We start from the raw sequence: 25,912 nt of genomic DNA, 5'->3' as shown, positions 1-25,912 counted from the left end.
ACCACGGAGCAACCTTCATGGATACCGGCCTGACCACCATCCCGGAAGCGGCGATCGAGAAGCACCGCGCCACCGCGCAGAGCTTCATCACCCGCATCGTCGTGCTGGAAGACCCGTCCAGCTCCTCCGGCACCGCGCTTGCCGGCACCAATCGCCGCTTCGTCTCCACCGTCTCTGTCGGTTCGGTGCGCCGCACGCGCGAGGTCGAGCTGGCGAAGACCGTCGGCGCCGTTCACCCCGACGACCAGTTGCTGACCATCCCGCAGCACACACTTTTGTTTCGTGCCCGGCGCGGCACGGCGCTCGCGCTCGCCATATCGGATGTTTTCGCCGAAGGCTCGGATCTCGAAAGCCTGCAGGCCAGGAACACCCGCGCTCCCCTCGAAGGCGACGAGGCCATCACCTTCAAGAAGCTTCTGTCGGCCTCGGCTTACATTTCCGCCTTCAGCCTGTCCTCCTACCTGTTCCAGCTCATCGACAGCGATGGCGAGGCGCCCAACGACATTCCCGAGCCGGATTTCCTCTTCGACACGCCGCAGGACGCGGTGAAGTCGATCCTGGCCGGTCTCGACAAGGCGATTTCGGGTGCATCCGACGATGCCGACCTGATGACCAGGGCGCGCGCCTTCGCCCGCGTCGCCATCGATGGGCTGCTGTCGCGAAAGGGCCGCTTCGACGGTATCGGCCCGTTCGAGAACGCGCATATCCGCATCGATGCCGACGATTTCACGCTCGACGGCTTCGACGTCGCGCCGGGCAAGCGTTCCAGGCCGCTGGTGATGACCTTCAAGAAACCGGAAGAGGTCGTCGGCAACCACATCGCCAAATATCAGTCGGTCAAGCTCGCCAAGATGTTGATGGCCTATGATTTCGAGCGCGAGCTGAACCCGTTCGTCGAGCTCGGCGGCTTCCTGTTCACCTTCATCGGCGACGGCGCGCCGGGCACCGGCAAGACGACGCTGATCCAGATGATTGCCGGTCTCGTCAATGGTTACTGCCAGGTCGCCGGTTATCCCTTCGCCTACGAGAATTTCGGCGTCGACCAGATCTCGTCCTATCAGGGCAAGTCCGGCCAGAACTGCCGCCAGTTCATCAACAATGTGTTGAACCCGCGCGTCATCGGTTTCGGCACCATCGACGACGTCGACCAGGTGGCGGCGCGCCGTTCCGACGACCGCGCCTCGGCCGGCCAGCAGGAGATCACCGGCGTGCTGATGGACGCCTTCGCCGGTGCCGCCACAGTGGTGCGCGGCAACTGCTCGTTCGGCATGTTCTCCAACTATCCCGAAAATGTCGACGATGCGCTGCGCCAGCGCGCCGGCGCCCGCTGGCTGGTCGACGGGCCGCAGACGCGTGACGATTACATCGACATTTTCGTGCTGCTCGCCGGCAAGAACCACAAGATCCCGCTCGGCGACCACGAACTCTACGCCGCGCAGGAGATCCAGCGCGCCGTGGCCGAAGCCTATGAGGAGCACAAGAAGCCGCGGGAGGACGGGCTGATCCGGGTCCATGAGCGCTACATGAAGGAGAATGGCGCGCCCAAGACCATGGCCGACATCGGCACCTATCTGCACCTGATCAAGCAGGCCGAGCCGCGCTTCACCGGCCGCGCCATCAAGAACGTCACCGACGCCATCAAGATGCGCGCCATGGACATCGAGCTTCCCGACGACTGGTTCGAAAAACCAGAGGTTTTCATGCACAAGAGCTATGACGAGAAGAAAGCGATGATCGAGCAACTGCGCGGCCCGTTCTCGATGGACATGGTCATGCAGGAGATCAACCGCTACGCCGACAGCGAGTTCCGCTACTCCGACAAGTCCGACGACTCCGCCGTGGAAAAGCTGCTGCGCGACGCGCGGCTGCGCGAACGGGCAGCGCGTGAGATGGAGGAGATGAAGAAAAAGGGGCTGTGGAATGCTTGAGCTTCCTTCGAAGCCAGCAGGTGCTGAAAGGTTTGGCGCTAGCGCTGACGCCCCCCCTCTCCCCGTCCTTCACGGGGAGAGGGTAAGGGTGAGGGGCAGCGCATGCGTGGACCATTAATCGAGACGACCAAGCGAGCAAGACGATTGGGTCAGTCGGACAATGACGCCGAAGATGCGCTTTGGATGGAATTGCGCGACCGCAGACTGAACGGGTACAAATTCGTGCGACAGTTTCCGATAGGCAGCTACTTTGCTGATTTTGCCTGCAGAGAATGCCAGCTGGTTGTCGAAGTGGACGGCAGTCAACACGCTGACAACAAATATGATCGGGTCCGTGACCAATTCATGGTTTCAAATGATTGGTCTGTACTCCGCTTTTGGAACGCGGACGTATTAAAGGAACGAGACGCGGTGCTCGAGACTATATTGGCGGCTATCGAACGGCGCCTCGATCGCCATATCGAGACGAACAATCTTCGATTTATCGCCGCCAAAGGCTATGGGGAGACATGTCCTTGACCGTCAGCGCCGCCCCTCACCCTTACCCTCTCCCCGTGAAGGACGGGGAGAGGGGGGCGTCAGCGTTGGCGCTTCGCCTTACCAAGCAAAGCCTCTTGGGCTCTTCGACATGAACGCCCGCAAACCCGATCTCCTGCGCGACAACGAGCTCATTTACGGCCGGCTGCTCGTCGTCGACGAGCCGCATCTCATCGAGCGCTACAACAAGGCGCTTGCCGCCTTTGGCCTCGAGCCCACCAAGCTGAAGAGCTTCCAGATCGACCGCACCGGTTTTTCGCCGGAAGTGGCGGAGGAATGCGGCAACTACGGCTACCTCGATCCCAATGAGGTCAACCGCCGCTTCATCATCCTGACGCCGTCGCAGATCGACCTGCCGGTGGTGCACACCGCCTTCTCCAACACCTCGCAGCTGATGTTCGAGTTCATGTCCAGGAATCAGCGCGCCATAGACGCGCTGACCATCAAGGATGTCATCTACGGCGAGATCGAGGATTCCATTCCCAAGGTCAACGATATCGAGGATCTGCTGTCGATCAACCAAGTCGAATTCAAGGTGCTGTCGGCCGAAGATGTGCTGGGCAAGGCCGCGGAGCTCGGCAAGCTCGTCGACCGCCTGAAACAGGAGCCTGACGCCTGGCGCGACAACGCCATGCTCACCCGCATGGTGGAACTGGCCAAGATCTGCGGCGACATCCGCGAGAACGCGCTGGTGCCCGACCAGGTAATCTTCCGCCACAACGCCTACTGGACCAGCCATTTCGGCGGGCTCTACGTGTTCGTCGACCCCGACATGACGACCGTCATCAGCGATCCGGCGGCCCCCGGGTTCCGCCGCTCGCGGCCGTGGCAGGTAAGCTATCTCTCGATCAAGGACGCCGACAAGGTGTTCAAGTTCCTCGCCGCCACCGGCCGCATCGAACTGCCGCGCGCCTCCTGGATCGAAGCCTCGGGCTATCTCGAGCACCGCGCCGAGATGGTGGTGCGCGCGCTGATCCGCGACGCCGAGCCGGATCGCAATCTGACCGACGTCGACAAGGTCTGGCTGCAGACCTGGATCCAGGGTCATGCCGACCTGATCACCAGGGACGGCAATTTCCCCTTCCTCAACGCCGCCAAGCGCGAGATTGCCCAGCTCGGCCATCTCAAGATCGAGGATGTGTTCCCGCAGCAGCGCTTCCTGGTGGTCCGCGCCAAGCCCGACCATCCCGACGCCTGGCTGACCAACCGGCTGATCTCGGATTTCGTGCCGTCGGACTTCGTCTCGCGCTACGTCTTCAACAAGCAGGGCTTCTACAAGGACTATGAGGGCTTCAGCGACGCCTGGCGATCGCATGTTGTGGACATTCTGAAAACCACATATCTGAAGGACAAGGTGGCGTTCCGCACGCGCCTTTACGGCCTGACTGACTAGAACGAAACCGGCCGTCATTTCGTTCTAACTTGTTGTATTGGCGCATGATGTTATCCAGAAAAGTCTGTAGCTTTTTGGCATCGTGCTTTGAGGGGTGACACAGCCATGCTCGATCCGATCGTGAACTTCTTCGTCAGGATTTTCCAATGGATCGGCCGCGGCATCGGGCTCCTGATCGGCGTCATCTTGTGGCCGTTCATCTGGGCCGGGCGCTGGTATACGCAGCGCGGTTGGATCCTCAAGGCCCTGGTCGGCCTCGCCTTGCTCGTGCTGCTCGGCCTCTATGCCAATTTCTTCTACGCCACCCAGTGGTGGAACAATTTCAACCCGAGCTATCCCGACACCTACACGTTCGAGAAGCGCAACATCTCGGCGGGCGAACAGGTAGCCGCCGGTGCCGGTGCCGACACTGCCAGGACCTGCGGCAACTCCGGCATCGCCCAGATTGCCGCCGATTTGACCGACTTCAACGTTAACCAGAATGCCTGGATCTCGTCGATGATCCTCTACAAGCTCGGCCTGTTCGGCATCAGCTGGGACAACACGCCGTGGATGGACAACAAGGCCTCATTCCAGCGCGGCATCAACCAGGCGGTGCGCCGCACCGCGACCGAGCTCGCCGACAATCTCGGCCGTGTGCGCACGACATCGCAGATCGACGCCGACCTGCAGGATGCGCGCGGCAATCTGCAGTTCGACGAGTACACCTGGTATTTCGGTGTAAGCCCGTTCGGCCCGAAGACGCCGACCCCGAGCTATTATCGCGACGCCGTGCGCAAGCTGCGCTCCTTCAACGCCCGTCTCGCCACCTGCCAGGCCACCTTCGATGCCCGTGCCGACAATCTGAAGCAATATATCGACCGTATCGCCAGCGATATCGGCTCGACCTCGGCCATCCTCAAGGAGCGTGCCGAAAACCATAACAATGGCTGGTTCGATTTCCGCGCCGACGACCGCTACTGGTTCGCCTATGGCCAGCTCTACGCCTATTACGGACTGATGAAGGGCGCGCAGGCCGACTTCGAGGACGTCATCAAGGAAAAGCACCTGCAGAGCCTGTGGGATACGATGGACGCGCAGTTCGTCTCGGCGCTGCGCATCCAGCCCTTCATCATCGCCAATGGCCGCGAGGACGGCTGGCTGCTGCCCACGCATCTGACGACCATGGGTTTCTATGTGCTCAGGGTGCGTTCCAACATGGTCGAAATCAGCAACGTGCTGACGCAGTAGGGCTGGTCGGCCCAATGCATGTCACCCAAAAGTGGTCCGGCCTGGGAAGAACGATATGCATGGAAACAAATGCCTGAAGCGCGATGCGCTTTAGGCCGGCGATGGCGGATTTGCGCCGCCGTGTCTGTCGCATTCCGTGCATTGCGCGGCTGTTTTGAGACGGCGGACGCGTCACCGCTCTGGCTTCTATACGGCGCGGCAAGCGGAGCCAGAAAGAACCGGAGGCAGGTCGGCCCGCCGCAGAGGAATTTTCTTCATAGGAAACATAGTTGCATGAAAGTTGACGCCACGGCAGCGAGAGGGCTAGAACATGCCCTTGCCCGCGCGGCGTATCGAACATGCACCAGTGATCAACCCGTCCCCTCCACCGTCCAATCCAGAGGAAAGCCGTCATGGCAGAAGTGAAGTCCGACATCGAGATCGCCCGCGGTGCGAAGAAAAAACAGATCCAGGAGATCGGCGCCAAGATCGGCATCCCGACCGAACACCTTTTGCCCTATGGCCATGACAAGGCGAAGGTCTCCGCCGAATTCATCAAATCGGTGAAGGGCAATAAGGACGGCAAGCTGATCCTGGTCACCGCCATCAACCCGACCCCGGCCGGCGAAGGCAAGACGACCACCACCGTCGGCCTCGGCGACGGCCTGAACCGCATCGGCAAGAAAGCGATCATCTGCATTCGCGAAGCCTCGCTCGGTCCGAATTTCGGCGTCAAGGGCGGTGCGGCCGGCGGCGGCTACGCGCAGGTCGTGCCGATGGAGGACATGAACCTCCATTTCACCGGCGACTTTCATGCCATCACCACGGCGCACAACCTTCTGTCGGCGTTGATCGACAACCACATCTACTGGGGCAATGAGCTCGGCATCGACACCCGCCGCGTCGCCTGGCGTCGCGTCATGGACATGAACGACCGGGCGCTGCGCGAGATCATCTGCTCGCTCGGCGGCGTCGCCAACGGCTATCCGCGCGAGGCCGGGTTCGACATCACCGTCGCCTCGGAGGTCATGGCCATCCTGTGCCTCGCCACCGACCTGAAGGACCTGGAGAAGCGCCTGGGCGACATCATCGTCGCCTATCGCCGCGACAAGTCGCCGGTCTATGCCCGCGACCTCAAGGCCGACGGCGCCATGGCCGTGCTGCTCAAGGACGCCATGCAGCCGAATCTGGTGCAGACGCTGGAGAACAATCCGGCCTTCGTGCATGGCGGCCCGTTCGCCAACATCGCGCATGGCTGCAACTCGGTGGTCGCCACCACGACGGCGCTCAAGCTTGCCGACTACGTCGTCACGGAAGCCGGCTTCGGCGCCGACCTCGGCGCGGAAAAATTCTTCGACATCAAGTGCCGCAAGGCCGGGCTGAAGCCGGCGGCGGCGGTCATCGTCGCCACCGTACGCGCCATGAAAATGAATGGCGGCGTCAAGAAGGAAGACCTCGGCAAGGAAAACATCGAGGCGGTGAAGAAGGGCTGCGCCAATCTCGGCCGCCACATCGAGAACATCAGGCAGTTCGGCGTGCCGGCGGTAGTCGCCATCAACCACTTCTACTCCGACACGGATGGCGAAATCCAGGCGATGAAGGATTATGTCGCCTCGATGGGCGAAGAGGCGATCCTGTGCAAGCACTGGGCCAACGGCTCGGCCGGCATCGAGGATCTCGCCAAGAAAGTGGTGGCGCTGGCCGAATCCGGTGCCTCGCAGTTCGCGCCGCTCTATCCCGACGCCATGCCGCTGTTCGAGAAGATCAACACCATTGTCCAGCGCATCTATCGCGGCTCGGAAGCGATCGCCGACAAGTCGGTGCGCGACCAGTTGCACGCCTGGGAGCAGGCCGGCTACGGCCACTTGCCGGTCTGCATGGCCAAGACGCAGTATTCCTTCTCGACCGACCCGAACCTGCGCGGCGCGCCGACCGGTCACACCGTACCGGTGCGCGAGGTCAGGCTTTCGGCGGGTGCCGGCTTCGTCGTCATCATCTGCGGCGAGGTCATGACCATGCCCGGCCTGCCCAGGGCGCCGTCGTCGGAAAAGATCTTCCTCAACGAAGCCGGCCAGATCGAAGGTCTGTTCTAGAAATCCTCAATTCCAAAAAGTGCAAAGGGCGCCGCAGCGATGCGACGCCCTTTGTATTTCCGCAGACGACTACGCAGCGTTGCGAGCCAGCGCCCGCTGGTTGGAGCCGAAGATCGTGTCGCGTTCCGGCAAGGTGCCGGTCTTCAGGCACTCGATCCATTCGGCGGTCTTGAGCACGGCGGCGAAGCGCGACTGCAGGATGATTGTCACCACGCGGTGGATCTCCTCGGCCGAGGCATAGCCGGCGCTGTTGGCGTAAGGCACCGAGCCGGTCGCGTCGGACAGGAACTCGACGGCAAAGCCCATATGCACGGCATGGATGATGGTCGACAGGTCGCAATTATGCGTCATGTAGCCGACCACCACGATCGTCTCGACAGCGTTGGCGCGCAGCCACTCTTCGAGATCGGTGCCGGTGAAGGCGGAAGGCAGCGTCTTCTCGACATAGTGGTCGCGTGGCCGCCTCGATATCTCGGGATGCAATTCCGCGCCATGGCTGCCCTTGGCGAAGATTGGCGACGTCTCCGGCGCCATCTGCTTGACGACCACCACCTTGATGCCGGCCGCGGCTGCCGCGTCCATGGCGCGCGCCACGTTGACGACGCTGTCGCGGAACGGCGGATGCTGGATGGCGAGATTGCCGCCGTCATAGTCATTCTGGACGTCCACGACGACGAGCGCGCGGCGCGGCGTCTTGCTGGCTGGTTCGGACATGATGCATTCCTTTCAGGCTTGATGTGATGCCCGAGCATAGGTCCGCCACCATCGGGCGAAAGTGGCCCGATTGACATCATTCGAAAGAATTGGGACAATCCGCATAACCCCGCGCAGAAATCCCCGGAAGACATGACCCACCAGATCGTCGCCGTCCTCGCCTTCGACGGCATCAGCCCGTTCCATCTCTCCGTGCCTTGCCTGGTGTTCGGCGAAGATCGCACATCGTTCGGCCTGCCGCGCTTCGACTTCCGCATCTGCGCGATCGAGGCCGGTCCCGTCCACACCGAGGCCGGGCTGAGCGTCGCCGCGCCCCATGGGCTAGAGGGCCTCGATGGCGCCGACATCATCATCGTGCCGAGCTGGCGGGATCTCGAAGATCCGCTGCCGGAACCGCTGAGCCAAGCATTGCGGCGGGCCCACCGCAATGGTGCCCTGATCGTCGGCCTTTGCCTGGGAACATTCGCAGTCGCTGCTGCCGGACTGCTTGGCGGTCGGCGTGCGGCCACGCATTGGGCCTATGCCGAGCGGCTTCAGAAGCTTCATCCCGACATCGCGGTGGATGCCGAGGTGCTCTATGTCGACAATGGCGACGTGGTGACGTCGGCCGGCGTCGCGGCCGGGCTCGACTGCTGCCTCCATATCGTTCGCGCCCGCTACGGCGCCGAGGCAGCACTGCGGCTCGCGCGGCAGATCGTGCTCTCCCCGCACCGGCAAGGCGGACAGGCGCAGTTCATCGAGCGTCCGCTGGCGAGGAGCGCCGATACCGACAGGTTCACACAAGCACTCGACACCGTGCGCGCGACACTCGGCGAAGCGCACAGCCTGGACCGCGTCGCCGAAGCCGCCGGCCTGACCCGGCGCACCTTCACCCGCCGCTTCCAGAAATCGATCGGCACCAGTTTCGGCGATTGGCTGATCGAGCAACGGCTTGAACTGGCGCAGCGTCTGCTCGAGGCGACGGAAAAATCGATGGACGTCGTGGCCTTCGAGGCCGGCTTCGGCAGCGCCACCTCGCTGCGCCAGCATTTTTCGGCGCGTCTCAGGACCTCACCGGCGCAATACCGGCGTGAATTTTCCAGGCGGGCCGACCAAGGTGACCGGTCGCCGCACGCGCTTTCGCACTGAGCGCCCGCCGAGCACTCAACCGCGTTTGACCGCCAGCGCCGGATTGCCGACCACCGTCATGTTCGCGGGCACGTCGCGCGTCACCACGGCGCCGGCGCCGACGATGGCGCCCTCGCCGATGCTGATCCCGCCGAGGATGACGGCACTGCCGCCGATCCAGGCATCGGCACCGATCTCGACCCGCCTGGCGATTTCCAGCCCGGCTTGTCGCCCCGCGGCCTCCCTGTGATGCTCGGCGCAATAGATCTGCACATTGGGGCCGAGCAGCGTTCCCTTGCCGATGCGCACGCTTGCCGTGTCGAGAATGATGCAGCCGGCATTGAGAAAGACGCCGTCCCCGAGAAAGATGTTGAAGCCATAGGCACAGTGGAACGGCGCCTCGATGCGGGCGCCCTCGCCCGCGCCGCCGAGCAGATCCTGCAAGGCAGGCCCGATGTTGCCGCGCTGACGGGGCGCAAGCGAATTGTGCTCGAATACGGCGCCCGCAGCCACGCCGCGCAGCGCCTCCAGTTCGTCATCCATGCACGTATACCACTCGCCCGCCGCCATTTTTGCGCGTTCGCTCTCAGCCATGCGGTGCCTCCGTCATCATTGCCACGCACCGTTGCGGCGTAAGAGAGCGCCTATGCAAGTACTGGCCAAATACCGGACCTATGGTAGCCTGCCTTTTCAGGGCTATCCCGGCCCGGGATCGAGGGGGATCAACATGCTTTACATTCTTGCACTTCTGATCGGGGTCATTGCCGGCCTGCGCGCCATGACCGCGCCGGCCGCCGTCGCCTGGGGCGCCTGGCTCGGCTGGCTGCCGGTTGCCGGCACCTGGGCAAGCTTCATGAGCCACTGGGCCGCTGTCGGCATTTTCACTATCCTGGCCATCGTCGAGCTGGTCACCGATCAGTTGCCGTCGACGCCGAGCCGCAAGGTGCCGCAGCAATTCGGCGCCCGCATCCTGCTCGGCGCCTTCAGCGGCGCCGTGATCGGCGCCACTGGCGGCGCCACCATCGTCTGCCTGATCGCCGGCGCCATAGGGGCCGTCATCGGCACGCTCGGCGGCGCGGAGGCGCGCGGCCGGCTGGCGGCCGCCTTCGGCAAGGACCAGCCCGCGGCCTTCATTGAGGATGCGGTCGCAATCGTCGGCGGCCTCTTGATCGTGGCGGCGGTGGCATGACGGCGAAAACCTTCGATGCCATCGTCATCGGTGCCGGCCAGGCCGGCCCTTCGCTGGCCGGCCGGCTGACCGCGGCCGGCATGAGCGTGGCGCTGATCGAGCGCAAGCTGGTCGGCGGCACCTGCGTCAACACCGGCTGCATGCCGACCAAGGCCATGGTCGCCAGCGCCTATGCCGCGCATCTGGCGCGGCGCGCCGCGGACTATGGCGTGACCCTCTCCGGCCCGGTCGGCGTCGACTATGCCAGGGTCAAGGCGCGCAAGGACAAGGTGTCGAACGACGCCCGCGGCAATCTGGAAACCTGGATCGCCGACATGGATAAATGCACGCTCTATCGCGGCCATGCGCGTTTCGAATCCGCCAACACGGTGCGCGTCGGCGATGATCTCCTGACCGCCGGCAAGATCTTTCTCAACACCGGCGGCCGCGCATCGGTACCGGATCTGCCCGGCATTCACGACATCGACTTTCTCACCAACTCTTCGATGATGGACCTCGACGTGTTGCCGCGCCACCTCGTGGTGGTCGGCGGCAGCTACATCTCGCTCGAATTCGCGCAGATGTTCCGCCGCTTCGGCGCGGAGGTCACGATTGTCGAAAAGGGCTCGCGGCTGATCGGCCGCGAAGACGAGGATGTGTCCGACGCCATCCTGTTGATCCTCGAAAACGAAGGCATCGCGGTCCATCTCGGCGCCGACGCCATAAGCTTCGCCAGGCAGGGCGAGGATATTGCTGTTGCCTTCTCCGCCGGCAAGCCGCCGGCCGCCGGCTCGCATGTGCTCCTGGCTCTGGGGCGAACGCCCAATACCGACGATCTCGGCCTCGACCAGGCCGGCATCGAGGTCGACAAACGCGGCTTCATCACCGTCGACGACCAGTTGCGCACCAGCGTGCCCGGCATCTGGGCGATGGGCGACTGCAATGGCAAGGGCGCCTTCACCCACACGTCCTACAACGATTACGAGATCGTTGCGGCCAATTTGCTCGACAATGATCCGCGCAAGGTCACCGACCGCATCGAGGCCTACGCTCTGTACATCGATCCGCCGCTCGGCCGCTGCGGCATGACCGAGGCGTCGGTGAAGAAGTCGGGACGCCGCGCGCTGGTCGGCCAGCGGCCGATGACCCGTGTCGGCCGTGCCATCGAGAAAGGCGAGACGCAAGGCTTCATGAAGATCCTCGTCGACGCCGACACAAGGGAAATCCTCGGCTGCTGCGTGCTTGGCCCCGGCGGCGATGAAGCCGTGCATTGCGTGCTTGATCTGATGTATGCCAAGGCACCTGTGGACACGCTGGCGCGCGCCATGCACATCCACCCCAATGTCTCGGAACTGCTGCCTACCATCGCCCAGGAGTTGAAGCCGCTGGTCTGAACTCCGGCTCAGCCGGTCGGTTCGGCCGCTCGGCCGGGTTCGGTCAGGGTCGTCTAGCCCGGCAGGGCACGGCACAAGCACCGCTGCCAGTGCCTCTTTGCTCTCCGCTTTCTGCATTGCTGCATTGCTGCAATGGCGCTTGTGCGCCATGGGGCGCTCGCGCAGTTTCCATTTGAACCGATTCAGTCTGGACCTCCCATGCCTTTGCCGATCCTTGCGCTTGCCATTGCGTCCTTCTGCATCGGCACCACCGAATTCGTCATCATGGGTCTGCTGCCGGAGGTCGCCGCCGACCTTAGCGTGACCATTCCCGCGGCCGGGCTGCTGGTCACGGGCTATGCGCTGGGCGTGGTCTTCGGCGCGCCAATCGTGGCGATGGCCACCGCGCATCTGCCGCGCAAGCCGGTGCTGGTCGGACTGGCCGCACTGTTCGTCGTCGGCAACCTGCTCTGCGCCATCGCGCCCAATTACTGGATGCTGATGGGCGCGCGCGTCTTCACCGCCTTCGGCCACGGCGCCTTCTTCGGCATCGGTTCGGTCGTCGCCGCCAGCCTGGTGCCCCGCAACAAGCGTGCCAGCGCCATCGCGCTGATGTTCGCCGGCCTGACGCTGGCTAACATCCTCGGCGTTCCCGCCGGAACGGCGCTTGGCGAAGCCTTCGGCTGGCGCGCCACCTTCCTGGCGGTGGTCGGCATCGGGCTGATCTCGGTCGCGGCGATCGCTTGGCTAGTGCCGCCGGATGTCACTGAACCAAGCGGCGACGGCTTGCGCGGCGAATTGCGCGTGCTCGGCAAGCTGCAGGTGTGGCTGGCCATGCTGATCGCGGCGCTCGCCTCAGCCAGCCTGTTTGCCGTCTTCACCTACATCAAACCCTATCTCACCGACGTGTCCGGCCTCTCGACTTCAGCGGTCACCTGGGTGCTCTTGCTGTTCGGCGCCGGCATGACCATCGGCAACATCATCGGCGGCCGGCTGGCCGACTGGAAGCTGATGCCGACGGTCATCGGCACGCTGCTGCTGCTGGCGGTCCTGTTTGTCGGCTTCATGCAGTTCGGCGCTATCGCCAGTGTCGCCATAGGCATCGTCTTCCTGTGGGGCATGCTCGTCTTCGTCGTCGTGCCGCCGTTGCAGATCCGTGTCGTGGAAGCCGCTTCCGAGGGACCGAACCTTGCCGCCACGCTGAACCAGGGCGCCTTCAATGTCGGCAACGCCAGCGGCGCCTGGATCGGCGGCGTGGCGCTCTCCTGGGGCGTTTCCTATGCCAACCTGCCGCTGGTGGGCGCGGCACTCGCTCTGCTGGCGGTCGCCGTGGCCGTTGCCTCGCAGGCACTGGACCGGCGCGCTCCGGCCGTCGCTCTTCAGCCTGCCGCGTAGTAGCTGCTTGCGCCCATAGCGCGACAGCCTGGACCAATCGACAAGCGCACGATCGAAGAGGCATGTCCTTCTCGCCTCTCGACGGAGAAAAGACCATGCAGAAATCGATCGAACGCATAGCCGGCGACAGCGAGGGCGTTTCCTATGAATTCCCGCTGTTTCGCTTCGCTGGAACCGACAAATCCGCGCCTTCGGCCTATCTGCAGGCAGCACTCCATGCCGGCGAACTGCCCGGAGTCGTCGCCATTGATGCACTGATGCCGATGCTGGCCAGGGCCGAGGCGGAGGGGCGCATCAAGGGCGACATCACCATCGTGCCCTGGGCCAATCCGATCGGCCGCGCCCAGTATCATTTCGGCGAACATCAGGGCCGTTTTCATCTGGGCACGCGCACCAACTTCAACCGCGGTTTTCCGCTGCTCGCCGCGCCCGACACGGCACTCCTGCCCGACACCGCGCACGGCACGCCCGACCAGCGGCTGAAGACGAGACTGGTGCAGCTTTCACTCGGCCACGACATCGTGCTCGACCTGCATTGCGACGACGAGGGTCTTTCCTACCTGTATGTCCACACCAGCCTGTGGCCGGCAATGGCCGACTGCGCCGCCGCCATGGGCGTCGAGGCGGTGGTGCTGTGGAGTGAAGACACGGACGGCACTTTCGAGGGCGCCTCGATCATGCCCTATCAGAACGTTCCCGCCGATGTGGCGAAGCTCGGCCGGCGCGTCGTCACGACGGTCGAATATCGCGGCATCCTCGATGTCGATGGCGCGTTCGCGGCGTCGGACGCCGCGGGGCTCTACCGGCTGCTGGTGGCGCGCGGCGTGGTCGCCGACCCGGCCCTGCCCTCACCCGGTGCCTTCACCGGGGTTGTCGCACCGCTCGAAAACATCGACATGATGCCGGCGCCCCGGGCAGGTGCCGTGCTTTACGACGTGGAGCCCGGCGACCGCGTGGCCAAGGATACGCGGCTTGCCGTCATCGTCCACGCACCGGGCGAAGCCGATGGCCGCACCGAGGTGTTCGCGCCGCAGGCCGGCATCGTCCTGACCCGGCGCTCGCGCCGTATCATCCGCGCCGGCGAGGATCTGTTGAAACTGGTGGGCGACAGGAAGAGCGCCGACGCAAGGTCCGGCACACTGGAAGATTGAGCCTCCACCGAATCCAGTTGCGCGGTCGCTCAATCGCCGCTATGGGAATCGCCATGAACATGCGTTCGATCAAGACCGTTTGGTGGTGGGCCTGCTGACAGCGGCCTGTTCGAACGCGTGCGCGTGAAAAGAGAGGGTGGCCGCAGCGGAATGTCCGGGCGGCCATTTGTTTTTTCCAAGCCATTCCCGGGTCCGTTGCCCAAGAAGCTGATGGAGACGGCAATGACGATGAAGGTTCTGGACAACGGCGCAGAGAGTTTTGTGACCGGGGGTGGCATCACCATCACCCGCGAGCGCCACGACCGGCCCTATGAAGGCGCCATCGACGCCTATGTCGACGGGCTGAATGCGCGCCGGGGCGCGGTGTTCTCTTCGAACTATGAATATCCCGGCCGCTATACGCGTTGGGACACCGCCATCATCGACCCGCCTTTGGTGATCTCGGCGCGTGGCCGGTCCATCCGCATCGAGGCGCTGAACCGGCGGGGCGAGGTGCTTCTGCCGGTCATCGTCAAGACGCTCGGCGATATCGCCGAGATCACGATCGCCGAGGCGTCGAAAAAGCTGATCCGCCTCGACGTCGCCAAGCCGGGCCGCGTCTTCACCGAAGAAGAACGCAGCCGCGTTCCTTCCGTCTTCACGGTTCTGCGCGCCATCACCGCCTTGTTCAAGACCGCCGAAGACGCCAATCTCGGCCTTTACGGCGCCTTCGGCTACGACCTCGCCTTCCAGTTCGATCCGGTCGACTACAAGCTCGAACGCAAGCCAAGCCAGCGCGATCTCGTGCTGTTCCTGCCCGACGAGATCCTGGTCGTCGATCATTATTCGGCCAAGGCCTGGACCGATCGATATGACTACGCCGGCAAGGGTTTTTCGACCGAAGGCCTGCCGCGCGACGAGATCGCCGAGCCGTTCAAGACCGCCGACCGTATCCCGCCGCGCGGCGACCATGAACCCGGCGAATACGCCAATCTTGTGCGCCGCGCGATGGACAGCTTCAAGCGCGGTGACCTGTTCGAGGTCGTACCCGGGCAGATGTTCTACGAACGCTGCGAGACCCAACCCTCCGAGATTTCGCGCAAGCTGAAGTCAATCAACCCCTCGCCCTATTCCTTCTTCATTAATCTGGGTGAAGGCGAATACCTGATCGGCGCTTCGCCCGAAATGTTCGTGCGCGTCAACGGCCGCCGTGTCGAGACCTGCCCGATCTCGGGCACGATCAAGCGTGGCGACGACGCCATTTCCGACTCAGAGCAAATCCTGAAGCTGCTCAATTCCAAGAAGGATGAATCCGAGCTCACAATGTGCTCGGATGTCGACCGCAACGACAAGTCGCGCGTCTGCGAGCCGGGTTCGGTGCGCGTCATCGGCCGCCGCCAGATCGAGATGTATTCGCGGCTTATCCATACGGTTGACCATATCGAGGGCAGGCTGCGCGAAGGCATGGACGCCTTCGACGCGTTTCTCTCGCACGCGTGGGCGGTGACCGTCACCGGCGCGCCGAAACTATGGGCCATGCGCTTCATCGAGCAGAACGAGAAGAGCCCGCGCGCCTGGTATGGCGGCGCCATCGGCATGGTCAATTTCAACGGTGATATGAACACCGGCCTGACACTGCGCACCATCCGCATCAAGGACGGCATTGCCGAGGTGCGTGCTGGCGCCACATTACTGTTCGACAGCATTCCCGAGGAAGAAGAAGCCGAAACCGAACTGAAGGCCTCCGCCATGCTCTCCGCCATCCGCGACGCCAAGACGGGCAATGCCGCCAGCACCGAGCGCACCACCGCGCGCGTCGGCGACGGCGTCAACATCCTGCTCGTCGACCATGAAGACAGCTTCGTCCACACGCTGGCCAATTACTTCCGTCAGACCGGCGCCAATGTCTCGACCGTGCGCACCCCCGTGCCGGAAGAAGTTTTCGACCGGCTGAAGCCGGATCTCGTCGTGCTGTCGCCTGGTCCCGGCACGCCCAAGGATTTCGACTGCGCCGCCACCATCGGACGAGCGCGCGCCCGCGAGCTGCCGATCTTCGGCGTCTGCCTCGGCCTGCAGGCGCTGGCCGAGGCCTATGGCGGCGAATTGCGGCAGCTGCATGTGCCGATGCACGGCAAGCCGTCGCGCATTCGCGTCTCCAAGCCCGGCATCATCTTCTCCGGTCTGCCCAAGGAAGTCACCGTCGGCCGTTACCATTCGATCTTCGCCGATCCGGTGCGGCTACCCGACGATTTCGTGGTCACCGCCGAGACCGAAGACGGCGTCATCATGGCCTTCGAGCACCGCAAGGAGCCGATCGCCGCGGTACAATTCCATCCGGAATCGATCATGACGCTCGGCCACAATGCCGGCATGCGCATCATCGAGAACATCGTCGCCCACCTGCCGCGCAAGGCCAAGGACAAGGCCGCCTAGAGACGATGGTCGAAACGCGGGACACGACGGCGGTCGCGGCGAAGGCCGCGACCAGGCGCAAGGTCGCAAGGCTTGCCTTCTGGTCGATCGTCGTCGCTTGTGTGGTGCTCGCACTCAAGCTTGCCGCCTGGTACATCACCGGTTCCGTCGCACTCTATTCGGACGCGCTGGAATCGATCGTCAACGTCATCGCCTCGGCCGCCGCGTTCTGGGCGATCCAGGTCAGCTACAAGCCTGCCGACCAGGACCATCCGTTCGGCCACCACAAGGCCGAGTATTTCTCGGCCGTCCTGGAAGGCGTGCTGATCGTGGTCGCGGCACTCCTGATCCTGAACGAGGTCTGGCAATCCTGGCTCCACCCCGTCCCGCTCCAGCAGCCTTGGGAAGGGCTTGCCGTCAACGGTGTGGCGACGGTCATCAACGCCTTCTGGGCCTGGGCGCTGATCCGTACAGGGCGCAACGCAAGATCGCCGGCACTGGTCGCCGACGGCCAACACATCATGACCGACGTCGTGACCTCGGTCGGCGTCTTCGCCGGCCTTGTCGGCGCGGTGCTGACCGGATGGCAGATCCTCGATCCGGCGCTGGCCGTGATCGTCGCGCTCAACATTCTTTGGCAGGGCTGGCATGTTATCGGCTCGTCGATGAACGGGCTGATGGACCGCGCCGTCGACACCCAGGAGCATATGCGCATCCGCGACATCATTTCGGCCAATTGCAAAGGCGCGCTCGAAGTGCACGACCTCAAGACACGCATCGCCGGCCGCGCCACCTTCATCGAATTCCATCTCGTCGTCGATGCCGACATGTCGGTCGGCGCCAGCCATGTCATCTGCGACCGCATCGAGGATGCGCTGCAGGCGGAAATCCCTTCCGTGCGCGTCACCATCCATGTCGAGCCCGATGATGAGGCCAAGCTGCCGAAGGGCACGACGGCGGTGCCGTTCGCGTGAGGCAGTTCACCACGTCTCGACTGACAGAGCTTTGATCCGCTCGAAGTCCTGGATATTGCGGGTCATCAGCGTAAGATCGCGCGCGCGCCTGCCCACCAATCAACGCATCGTAGGGACCAATTGGAGTTCCCAATGTGGCAAGCGTTGCCCGAATTTCTCCGGCATGTCTCGCGTCTTCCCGATCGAATTCGAGCACAGGAAACTGCAGAGCCTCGATACGCGCCAAATTTTCGACCCGTCGCTAGCTCTTTTCAGCACCATAGTACAGTTCGTGCACGACGATAGGCGAGACGGCAAAGTCCTGCGGCCTATGCCGTTTCAGCAGGCAAGCAGACCCTCATCGCCCTTCATGACCGCGATGACGGCATTGGTGTCGAGCAGGTAGATCACTTGAAGACGTCGCCCAAGGCAGCTCGATCCTGCCCGTCCTGACGTTCCAGCGCTGCCTCTGCGAAATCATTATCAAGCGGTCCAATCACTTGGTCGAGCCACGCCCAGTCCTGCGCAAGCGGTTCCAAGATGACGGTTTGCCCGTGACGGCGTATCGAGACCTCCTCTGTGTCGAAACGGAACTCCTTCGGCAGGCGCACGGCTTGGGACCTGCCTGACCAGAACACTTTTGCTTTGTCCATCGTGCTATCCTCAAATGAGATATAGCAAAGATATATCCCTTCGCGCTGACCTAAACAGGGCTCCGCTCAAGGCGCGCAAGCCGATTGCGGCATCGGTTCCAGCCGGTAGATCTTATCGTCCGACTTCGTCTTGCCGTCGGCTGCCTGTGAACAGAAATCGACGATCGCCAGGCTGTTGTTGGGATTGGCCAGCATCATCATGCCATTGGCGCCGCGCTTGAGGAAAATCTCCTTCTGCGTGATATCGCAGGAGAAATCGCTCATCTTCGAACTCGCCGCGCAGCGCCACTGGTCGGCCTCGCCCTGGCAGGAATAGACCTGCGTGACCTTGCCCGACTGTTGCCGCGTCGTGACCGAAACGGCGATGTCGGCGCCGTCAGGCCAATTGGCAAGGTCGCCGCCCGCCGCGAATGAAGCCAGTTCGACCGGCCCACGGAACACGCGGATCGACTGCGTCAGTTGGTCGGGATGCGAACCGAAATGCGCGGCATCGTAGTCGCGTCCGTAGCAGAAGGCCTGGTCGGGCTTCAGCCGGTCGCGCAGCGGCGGACCCATCGCTGGGTCGATCGGGTCGATGCGGGCGAACTCCGCCTTGCAGGTCGCTGCCGGCATCGGGTCGAGACGGAAATTGTCGTCCCGCGACCCCAGCGCCTGCCTGTTGTATTCAGTCGTGCCGAGTTCCTCCTCGGAACCGGCATCGAGATAGACATCGGGCTGCAGGTCCGAAAGGATCAGCCGGCCCTTGTGGTCGACTTTCAGCGACGCCAGCGTGCGGTCGCATTCCATGCCGCAATGGATCGGGTTTGATGCGCCATCCTCGGATTGGTGACTACACCAGCCGCCGGCCCATTCCGGAGCCTTGGCGCCACGCACCGTGGTGGTGACGAAGCCATTGTAGGACGTGCCGGCATTCGCGGCCGGTTCCTCGTTCGGCCTGCTGACCGGATCATGGCCGTAGTAGAAGAAGATCCGGGCCACCTTCTGCTCCGGATGCGCCTTGAGGTGGTTGGCATCGTAGATGCGGCCGAAACAGGCGTCCTGACCGTTGGGACTGAGTTCGGTGAGCTTGGCCGCCTCGTCGGCGAAAGCCGTCGCGCCCAGCAGGCTCAACAAGGCCGCTCCGGACAGGACGCTTGCCAGTCTCTGTTCGAACGCCATGTGACCCTCCGCATCGGCAGGACGCGACGCCGATTTATGCTACACTCGGCGTCGCGGCCACGCAATTCGCGGCCATCTGTCAACCCGGGGGGAACCATCGCCATGCGTCGACGCGACATGTTCCGCGCGATTCTCGTCGGAGCCGGCACGCTGATTGGACTGCGGGTGGCGCAAGCCGCGGCCACCGAGGCCACGAGATTGAAGGTCGCCTATCATCTCAGTGACCTCGACAAGGTCAATTTCGTGCTGGGCAACATCAAGAACCATTACGAAGGCACCGGCGGCAATGTCGATATCGCGCTGGTCGTCCATGGTCCGGCTCTTGCCGGTTTCAAGTCGAAGGGCATATCGGCGGCGATCTCCGGTCGTTTCACCGGTCTCGTCCAGCAAGGGCTCGATCCGCATGCCTGCGCCAACACCATGCACGGCATGGATATTTCGCTCGCCGACCTGCTCGACGGTTTTCATGCGGCCGACAGTGGCGGCGTCGTCAAGCTCGCCGAACTGCAAAGCCAGGGCTATGCCTATCTCAGGCCTTGAAGCTGCATGGACTGAATGCAAGGGTAGCAAGACCAGCTAAGAACCGCGAAATCCCGGAGAAACGACAGTGCCAGCGACAACCACTCCCCTCGGGCTTGTCATTCCCGATCTCGCCGGCAAGGCGGTGCTGGTCACCGGCGCCTCGACCGGCATCGGCGCGGCGCTCGCCTTGGCTTATGCGGCGCAGAAATGTCTGGTCGCACTGCACTACAATTCCAGCCGTGACGCCGCCGAGAAACTTGGCAAGGCCATTCGCGACAATGGCGGCGAGGTGCTTCTCGTCCAGGGCGATTTTTCCCTGGCCGCCGACGTCGAACGCGTCGTCGAGGACAGCGCGCAGCATTTCGGCCGCCTCGACGGGCTGGTCAACAATGCCGGCGGGATGCTCGGCCGCGTGCCCTACGCCGAGCAGACAGAGGCGCATTACGACGCGGTGATGGATCTCAACGCGCGTTCGGTGCTGACCGCCTCGCGCAAGGCGATGCCGTGGTTGAAGAGACAAGGCGGCTTCATCGTCAACACCTCCTCGATCGCCGCCCGCAACGGCGCCGGCGGTGGCGCCGGGCTTTACGGCTCGGCCAAGGCTTTCGTCTCCAACGTCACGCGCGGCATGGCCAAGGAACTGATCGGCTTCGGCATTCGCGTCAACGCGGTGGCACCCGGCACCATTCTCACGCCGTTCCACGAACGCTACTCGACCGAAGAGCAGATCAGGGGCATGGTTGCCACCATTCCGCAGGGGCGCGCCGGCACGGCTGAAGATTGCGTCGGTGCTTATCTGTTCCTCTCCTCCGATCTGTTGAGCGGCTACATCACCGGCCAGGTGATCGAGGTGAATGGTGGCCAGTTGATGCCTTGAGCCGCGACCTGCATACTGACGAACGGTATACTCTTGTCGAAAACGCTGAAGGGAGACGAAGGGATGTACGGTCTGATCGGCAAGATGCGGGCGGCCCGCGGCCAGCGCGACGCTGTCATGGACGTCCTGCGCGCCAGCACCGGCGCCCTGCCCGGCTGCCTGAGCTATATCGTTGCCACCGACCCGGCCGATGCCGATGCCATCTGGGTCACAGAAGTGTGGACTGACCAGGCAAGCCACAAAGCCTCGCTGCAGCTTCCCGAAGTCCAGGCGGCCATCGCCAAAGCGAGGCCCTTCATCGCCGGCTTCGAGTTCCAGGTGGAAACCAACCCCGTCGGCGGCTTTGGATTGGCTGACGACAAGACGGGCTGATCCGGGTGGACGACTCGACGCAGATCGTAAACATTAGCGATGCGAAGGCCAATCTTTCACGTCTCGTTCAGCGAGCCGCCAACGGCGAACCTTTCATGATCGCCAAGGCTGGCAAGTCATTGGTCAAGGTCATTCCTATGGATCAATCGGAGCCGGTATAATCGCGACGGGTTGGCTTTATGGCTGGTCAGTTTTCGGTGTCCGACCGTTTCGATCGCATGAGCGGTGGAGAAATCGAGCAACTGTTCGGCACAGACATCTGAGGCGACCGCTTTTCGATGCAGCGGGGGTTCGCATCCCTTACCGCTCAGTCTAAGACCAGAACATGGATTCCTCGCCCAAGCAGCCGTCTCCTGGCCAGCCGGCCGTCGAGCGCATGGCGCGCATGCGCAAGCCTTGGCAATGGCTGGCCCTCCTCGTCATTTCCGTGCTGTTTGCCGGTGCGCTCGAACTGGCCGCGCTGCCGGCGGCGCTGCTCATCGGGCCGATGCTGGCGGCCATCGTCGCCGGCACCAACGGCGCCACCGTGCGCGTGCCGCGGCTTCTGTTCGGCTCCGCCCAGGCGATCGTCGGCTGCCTCATCGCCGCTTCGATCTCGGCCGACATTTTTCGCGTCTTCTACGCCGAATGGCCGCTGTTCCTCGGCGCAGTGACAGCCACCGTCGCGGCGTCCAGCCTGCTCGGCTGGCTGATCAGCCGGTGGCGCATCTTGCCCGGCACGACCGCCGTCTGGGGATCCTCCCCAGGCGCGGCCACCGCAATGGTGCTGATGGCCGGCGCCTTTGGCGCCGACCAGCGCCTCGTCGCCTTCATGCAGTATCTGCGTGTCATCTTCGTCTCGATGACGGCGGCCATTGTCGCCAAGATGTGGGTCGAAACGTCAGGCGTCGAAATCCCGCCGATTATCTGGTTTCCGCCGATCGATGCTCAAGCCTTAGCAGCAACCATTGGCATCGCGCTGGTCGGCGGGCTGGCGGGAAAGCTTTGCCGGCTGCCTTCGCCCTCCTTTCTGGGCACCTTCATCTTCGGCGCGTTGATCCACCTTGGCCTCGGCGTGCCGATGCAATTGCCGCCCTGGCTGCTGGCTGTCAGTTACGCCATGGTCGGATGGTCGATCGGGCTGAACTTCACCAGGCCGATCCTGCGCCATGCGACACGGGCCCTGCCGCAGATCGTCGCTTCGATCGTGGCTCTGATCGCCTTTTGCGGCGGCCTCGCCTTCATGATCAGCCATCTGCTCGGCATCGATCCGCTGACCGCCTATCTCGCGACCAGCCCCGGCGGCATGGACAGCGTCGCCATCATCGCCGCCGCCGCCCAGAACGTCGACATCTCCTTCATCATGGCGCTCCAGTCGGCGCGTTTCCTGATCGTGCTGCTTGTCGGCCCGAGCATCGCGCGGCTGGTAGCGCGCGCGGTGAAGGAATAGGCTGCTCCGCCCCGGCTGCCGGCATACTTATGGATCGATCCTAATCCTCGTCGTCGCCCTCGGCCTGCGCGTCGCGACGCCAATAGGCCGTTACCAGGTGCCGGTCGCGGCCCAGGCCCCACTCCTTGCGCACGATCTTGCGGATCTCGCGGAAGTCCGTGAACTCGCATCCGGCCCAGACGTAGAGGTTATCGGCAAGCGCCATGTGGCTGCGCTCGCGCAGGGCGGCCGCCAGCAGGCCGGCGGTGCCGGCCGCGCGGTCGTGCCGGTAAAGCCAGGTGATTTCGATGTTGTCGCCTTGCGCCAGCGCGATGCGGTCGTCCGGGCCATCGACCTCGATGAGCGCCTCGACGCGGGTTGACGGCCGCAGTTCCCCCAGAATCCGGCCAATTGCCGGCAGCGCTGTGTCGTCGCCGACCAGCAGCAGGGTCGGCGCCGTCGGCGTCTCGCCGCCGCTTGGCCCGATCATGCCGATGACGTCTCCCGCCACCGCGTTCTGCGCGAATGTGGCGGCGGGCGTGTCATGGCCGGGGTGCAGCACGAAATCGACATCGAGCCAACCGCTTGTCGGATCCACCGCCCGGATCGTGTAGATGCGGACGGTGAGCGCATCCTCACCGGCAGGCCACACAAGCAGGCCGTCGGCGCCTATCGAGGGCCAAACGGGCGGCCTGCCCCGCGGCGGCAGCAGCAGCCGGATGTGCAGGCCGCCATGAGTAAACCGGCCAAGATCATCGCCTGCACAGCGCAGGCGCTGCATATGCGGAGAAATCCGCGTTGACGACACAACCGTGATTTCGCGGAAGAAGATTGGGGTGCCGGTGTCGCTGCCGTCGCCTTGCCAGCGCAGTCCGCTCGTCGTTCCAAGGTGCTGCGCGACGTGGCCGGCGACCGTCATCTTCATGTAGGACAGGCAGGTTTCGTCTACGGCCGAGACGCGGATCAGCATGGAGTCGCCCTCGAGTGCCGCGCTCAGCGAACCGTAGTACAGGCGAAGTTCCCATCGATCGGCAACACCGGTCTCGACCTCGAATTCGCTGTGCTCGGTGCGCAGCCGGTCCATCACCGACCTGATCGCCGCATCGCTGATCCGGGTTTGCGCTCGCAGTTGGTCCATCGTTCGCGTCTTTCGAAACGGTTTGAAGCAATCGGCCGCAGGAGGGCCGCGCCGGCAGCGGCATGCCATAGACGTTCCGAAGTTTCCACGGAAACTTGAACACATAGCTCATCTTATATATTGAACCGCTACGTCCCGTTGGCGGCCAGGTCCGGCCTCGGCCTGTTGGAAGGGCACGCACGTCGGCGACGACGTTAGACGGAACGTGGCCCGGCACGCGCCCGGCTGTCGGCACGGCTTTCGGTACGGCTTTCGGTACGGCTTGCCTCCGGCTGGCCGCTCCTGTATGAAAACCGCCATGAACACGCGCGCCACCACCGCTTCCCGTCAGACCGGCTTTGCCGGCGAGACCGTGCGCGCGCTTGCCTCGACGCTGCTTCTTCTCGGCCTTATCGGCGATCGCCGGGTTCGCTGAAGGAGCGCCCGGCGGTCGAGCCGCCGCGCAAGCGCATGCTCCTTGGCAGTCACATCAAGCGAACGAAAAACTGGTAAAGGCGCCACTCGCCACCCATCCGCCTGAAGGCGGATTCGAGGGTCGCCGGGAGAAACGACGATGAACGCACGAGAAGAAATCCGCGTAAGCGAGGCCCCGGCGGGCCAGCAGAACGGCGGCATGCCGGACGCCGCCCGCAAGTACCAACCCTACCCAATCGTGGGCCTCACCGACCGGACCTGGCCCTCGAAAGTGATCGACAAGGCGCCAATCTGGTGCTCGGTCGACCTGCGCGACGGCAACCAGGCGCTGATCGACCCGATGGGCCACGAACGCAAGGCGCGCATGTTCGCGCTGCTGCTCGACATGGGTTTCAAGGAGATCGAGATCGGTTTCCCTTCGGCCTCGCAGACCGATTTCGACTTCGCCCGCTGGTGCATCGAAGAGGGCGTACCGGCCGACGTTTCGCTGCAGGTGCTGGTGCAGTGCCGGCCCGAACTGATCACCCGCACCTTCGAAGCGCTCAGAGGCGCCACCAACCCGATCGTGCATTTCTACAATTCGACCAGCGAGTTGCAGCGCCGCGTCGTCTTCGAGAAGAACGTTGCCGGCATCAAGCGCATCGCCACCGATGCCGCCAAGATGATCACCGACATGGCAGCGGGTGCCGGCGGCGGCTACCGTTTCGAATACTCGCCCGAAAGCTTCACCGGCACCGAGCTCGAAGTCGCGCTGGAGATCTGCAACGCGGTCACCGAGATCGTGAAGCCGACGCCTGACAACAAACTCATCATCAACCTGCCGTCGACCGTCGAGATGTCGACGCCCAATATCTATGCCGACCGCATCGAGTGGATGTGCCGCAATCTCGACAGGCGCGAGAACCTGATCATTTCGCTGCACCCGCATAATGACCGTGGCACCGGCGTCGCCACCACCGAGCTCGGCCTGATGGCCGGCGCCGATCGCGTCGAAGGCACGCTGTTCGGCAATGGCGAGCGCACCGGCAATGTCGACATCGTCACGTTGGCGCTCAACATGTACACGCAAGGCGTCGATCCGAAGCTGGACTGCTCCGACATCAACCGGATGAAGGATGTCTACGAATATTCGAACCAGCTGAAGATTCCCGAGCGCCATCCCTATGTGGGCGAACTCGTCTACACCGCCTTTTCCGGCTCGCACCAGGATGCCATCAACAAGGGTATGAAGGCGCTGAAGAAGGCCAACACGCCAGTGTGGGAGGTTCCCTATCTGCCGATTGACCCGGCCGACGTCGGCCGCAGCTACGAAGCCATCATCCGCATCAACTCGCAGTCCGGCAAGGGCGGCATCGCCTATGTGCTGCAGGCGGATTACGGGCTCAACCTGCCGCGCAACCTGCAGATCGAGTTTAGCCAGGCAATCCAGGCGATCACCGATGCCGAAGGCAAGGAAGTGCCGGCCAGGCGCATCTATGAGCGCTTCCTCGATACCTATGTCGACCAGCCGGGCGCCAGGCTGAAATTCCTCGATCACCACACCTATCCGGACACCGAGGTAAAGGGCCGGCGCGTTGTCGAGGCGGTCATTATCGACGACGGCAAGGAGATGACGATATCAGGCACAGGCACAGGCCCGATCGACGGCTTCGTCGATGCGCTGTCGCGCCATGTCGGCGTCGATATGTCGGTGCTCGACTATTCCGAGCACTCGATGCAGCGCGGTTCGAACGCCTCGGCCATTTCCTATGTCGAGATGGAACATCCTGACGGCAAGCTGTTCGGCGCAGGCATCAACACCAACATCGTCGCTGCCTCGCTGGAGGCCGTGGTGTCCGCCGCCAACCGGATTATCGGCAAAAGAGCCGGTTGATACAGGCCTGGAACGAATTCGGGACCATCGTCGTTTAGCGATTGGTCCCGACTTTTGTGTCATTAACCACCGGGAAATTATCCGG

General features: G+C 63.5%; 22 protein-coding genes and 2 pseudogenes. 18 read left to right on the top strand and 6 right to left on the bottom strand.

Annotation, left to right across the window (positions count from 1 at the left end; all coding sequences use genetic code 11):
• The first annotated feature begins 17 nt into the window (after nt 1-17).
• The 5 genes from FJ942_RS05790 to FJ942_RS05770 all read left to right on the top strand — a co-directional run bounded on the left by FJ942_RS05790 (nt 18) and on the right by FJ942_RS05770 (nt 7,160).
• Nucleotides 18-1,928: an ATP-binding protein gene (locus tag FJ942_RS05790; protein ID WP_140897337.1), complete on the top strand. Its 1,911-nt coding sequence runs from the start codon at nt 18-20 to the stop codon at nt 1,926-1,928.
• Nucleotides 1,929-2,030: 102 nt separating this feature from the next.
• Nucleotides 2,031-2,447 (top strand): DUF559 domain-containing protein, encoded by a 417-nt coding sequence (locus FJ942_RS05785; protein WP_140524926.1) that lies wholly within the window; start codon nt 2,031-2,033, stop codon nt 2,445-2,447.
• A 109-nt stretch (nt 2,448-2,556) separates the two neighbouring features.
• Nucleotides 2,557-3,858, top strand: coding sequence for a DUF6638 family protein (locus FJ942_RS05780; RefSeq protein WP_140567122.1), 1,302 nt, complete (start codon nt 2,557-2,559; stop codon nt 3,856-3,858).
• A gap of 105 nt (nt 3,859-3,963) precedes the next feature.
• On the top strand, nt 3,964-5,088 hold the full coding sequence (locus FJ942_RS05775; RefSeq protein WP_140496068.1) for a DUF2333 family protein: 1,125 nt from the start codon (nt 3,964-3,966) through the stop codon (nt 5,086-5,088).
• A gap of 392 nt (nt 5,089-5,480) precedes the next feature.
• Complete coding sequence (locus FJ942_RS05770; RefSeq protein ID WP_140496069.1) at nt 5,481-7,160, top strand: formate--tetrahydrofolate ligase; 1,680 nt, start codon at nt 5,481-5,483, stop codon at nt 7,158-7,160.
• A 69-nt stretch (nt 7,161-7,229) separates the two neighbouring features.
• Here FJ942_RS05770 and FJ942_RS05765 read toward each other — a convergent pair whose 3' ends face one another.
• The gene (locus FJ942_RS05765) at nt 7,230-7,874 is read right to left on the bottom strand and encodes a cysteine hydrolase family protein (protein ID WP_140631792.1); all 645 of its coding nucleotides are present in this window, start codon (nt 7,872-7,874) and stop codon (nt 7,230-7,232) included.
• 132 nt (nt 7,875-8,006) lie between these two features.
• Between FJ942_RS05765 and FJ942_RS05760 the strand changes: the two genes are divergently transcribed.
• Entirely contained in the window at nt 8,007-9,002 is a 996-nt protein-coding gene (locus FJ942_RS05760) for a helix-turn-helix domain-containing protein (protein ID WP_140897336.1), read from the top strand.
• Nucleotides 9,003-9,017: 15 nt separating this feature from the next.
• On the opposite strand, the gene FJ942_RS05755 is transcribed toward FJ942_RS05760, so the two are convergent.
• Entirely contained in the window at nt 9,018-9,575 is a 558-nt protein-coding gene (locus FJ942_RS05755) for a sugar O-acetyltransferase (protein ID WP_140897335.1), read from the bottom strand.
• A gap of 133 nt (nt 9,576-9,708) precedes the next feature.
• On the opposite strand from FJ942_RS05755, the gene FJ942_RS05750 reads away from it, so the two are divergent.
• From FJ942_RS05750 to FJ942_RS05725, 6 genes are all read left to right on the top strand, one after another.
• Entirely contained in the window at nt 9,709-10,170 is a 462-nt protein-coding gene (locus FJ942_RS05750; RefSeq protein WP_140516958.1) for a DUF4126 domain-containing protein, read from the top strand.
• Entirely contained in the window at nt 10,167-11,543 is a 1,377-nt protein-coding gene (locus tag FJ942_RS05745) for an FAD-containing oxidoreductase (protein WP_140897334.1), read from the top strand. Before FJ942_RS05750 ends, FJ942_RS05745 begins: the two co-directional genes overlap by 4 nt.
• A 198-nt stretch (nt 11,544-11,741) precedes the next feature.
• Nucleotides 11,742-12,917, top strand: coding sequence for an MFS transporter (locus FJ942_RS05740; RefSeq protein ID WP_140879190.1), 1,176 nt, complete (start codon nt 11,742-11,744; stop codon nt 12,915-12,917).
• A gap of 95 nt (nt 12,918-13,012) precedes the next feature.
• Nucleotides 13,013-14,068 (top strand): succinylglutamate desuccinylase/aspartoacylase family protein, encoded by a 1,056-nt coding sequence (locus tag FJ942_RS05735; RefSeq protein ID WP_140657054.1) that lies wholly within the window; start codon nt 13,013-13,015, stop codon nt 14,066-14,068.
• A 222-nt stretch (nt 14,069-14,290) separates the two neighbouring features.
• The gene (locus tag FJ942_RS05730) at nt 14,291-16,480 is read left to right on the top strand and encodes an anthranilate synthase (RefSeq protein ID WP_140516966.1); all 2,190 of its coding nucleotides are present in this window, start codon (nt 14,291-14,293) and stop codon (nt 16,478-16,480) included.
• A 5-nt stretch (nt 16,481-16,485) separates the two neighbouring features.
• A complete protein-coding gene (locus FJ942_RS05725) occupies nt 16,486-17,433 on the top strand; it encodes a cation diffusion facilitator family transporter (protein WP_140516968.1) in 948 nt (315 codons plus the stop codon).
• Between the two features lie 6 nt (nt 17,434-17,439).
• Here FJ942_RS05725 and FJ942_RS28770 read toward each other — a convergent pair.
• The 3 genes and pseudogenes from FJ942_RS28770 to FJ942_RS05710 form a co-directional block, all read right to left on the bottom strand.
• Nucleotides 17,440-17,823, bottom strand: a pseudogene (locus FJ942_RS28770) (type II toxin-antitoxin system VapC family toxin).
• The gene (gene vapB / locus FJ942_RS05715) at nt 17,820-18,065 is read right to left on the bottom strand and encodes a type II toxin-antitoxin system VapB family antitoxin (RefSeq protein ID WP_140561430.1); all 246 of its coding nucleotides are present in this window, start codon (nt 18,063-18,065) and stop codon (nt 17,820-17,822) included. The pseudogene FJ942_RS28770 and the gene vapB overlap by 4 nt, the downstream one beginning before the upstream one ends.
• A 66-nt stretch (nt 18,066-18,131) precedes the next feature.
• Nucleotides 18,132-19,223 carry a hypothetical protein gene (locus FJ942_RS05710; protein WP_140567143.1) on the bottom strand — a complete coding sequence of 364 codons (1,092 nt, stop codon included), beginning with the start codon at nt 19,221-19,223 and terminating at the stop codon, nt 18,132-18,134.
• A gap of 102 nt (nt 19,224-19,325) precedes the next feature.
• Between FJ942_RS05710 and FJ942_RS05705 the strand changes: the two genes are divergently transcribed.
• The 5 genes and pseudogenes from FJ942_RS05705 (at nt 19,326) to FJ942_RS05685 (ending at nt 22,423) form a co-directional block, all read left to right on the top strand.
• Entirely contained in the window at nt 19,326-19,763 is a 438-nt protein-coding gene (locus FJ942_RS05705) for a DsrE family protein (protein WP_140524937.1), read from the top strand.
• A gap of 67 nt (nt 19,764-19,830) precedes the next feature.
• On the top strand, nt 19,831-20,622 hold the full coding sequence (locus FJ942_RS05700) for an SDR family oxidoreductase (protein ID WP_140879191.1): 792 nt from the start codon (nt 19,831-19,833) through the stop codon (nt 20,620-20,622).
• 63 nt (nt 20,623-20,685) lie between these two features.
• Nucleotides 20,686-20,994 carry a putative quinol monooxygenase gene (locus FJ942_RS05695; protein ID WP_140496083.1) on the top strand — a complete coding sequence of 103 codons (309 nt, stop codon included), beginning with the start codon at nt 20,686-20,688 and terminating at the stop codon, nt 20,992-20,994.
• A gap of 5 nt (nt 20,995-20,999) precedes the next feature.
• Nucleotides 21,000-21,257: pseudogene (locus tag FJ942_RS05690) on the top strand (type II toxin-antitoxin system prevent-host-death family antitoxin).
• Between the two features lie 62 nt (nt 21,258-21,319).
• On the top strand, nt 21,320-22,423 hold the full coding sequence (locus tag FJ942_RS05685) for an AbrB family transcriptional regulator (RefSeq protein WP_140582196.1): 1,104 nt from the start codon (nt 21,320-21,322) through the stop codon (nt 22,421-22,423).
• A 40-nt stretch (nt 22,424-22,463) separates the two neighbouring features.
• On the opposite strand, the gene FJ942_RS05680 is transcribed toward FJ942_RS05685, so the two are convergent.
• A complete protein-coding gene (locus FJ942_RS05680; protein ID WP_246679680.1) occupies nt 22,464-23,486 on the bottom strand; it encodes a siderophore-interacting protein in 1,023 nt (340 codons plus the stop codon).
• A 607-nt stretch (nt 23,487-24,093) separates the two neighbouring features.
• Between FJ942_RS05680 and leuA the strand changes: the two genes are divergently transcribed.
• Nucleotides 24,094-25,827: a 2-isopropylmalate synthase gene (leuA, locus tag FJ942_RS05670; protein WP_140672482.1), complete on the top strand. Its 1,734-nt coding sequence runs from the start codon at nt 24,094-24,096 to the stop codon at nt 25,825-25,827.
• The last annotated feature ends 85 nt before the right edge of the window (nt 25,828-25,912 follow it).

It is taken from the genome of Mesorhizobium sp. B2-4-2, assembly GCF_006442845.1.
Taxonomy (GTDB): domain Bacteria; phylum Pseudomonadota; class Alphaproteobacteria; order Rhizobiales; family Rhizobiaceae; genus Mesorhizobium.
The sequence above is the reverse complement of the archived record's forward strand: the minus strand, read 5'-3'. Positions and strand labels throughout refer to the sequence as shown.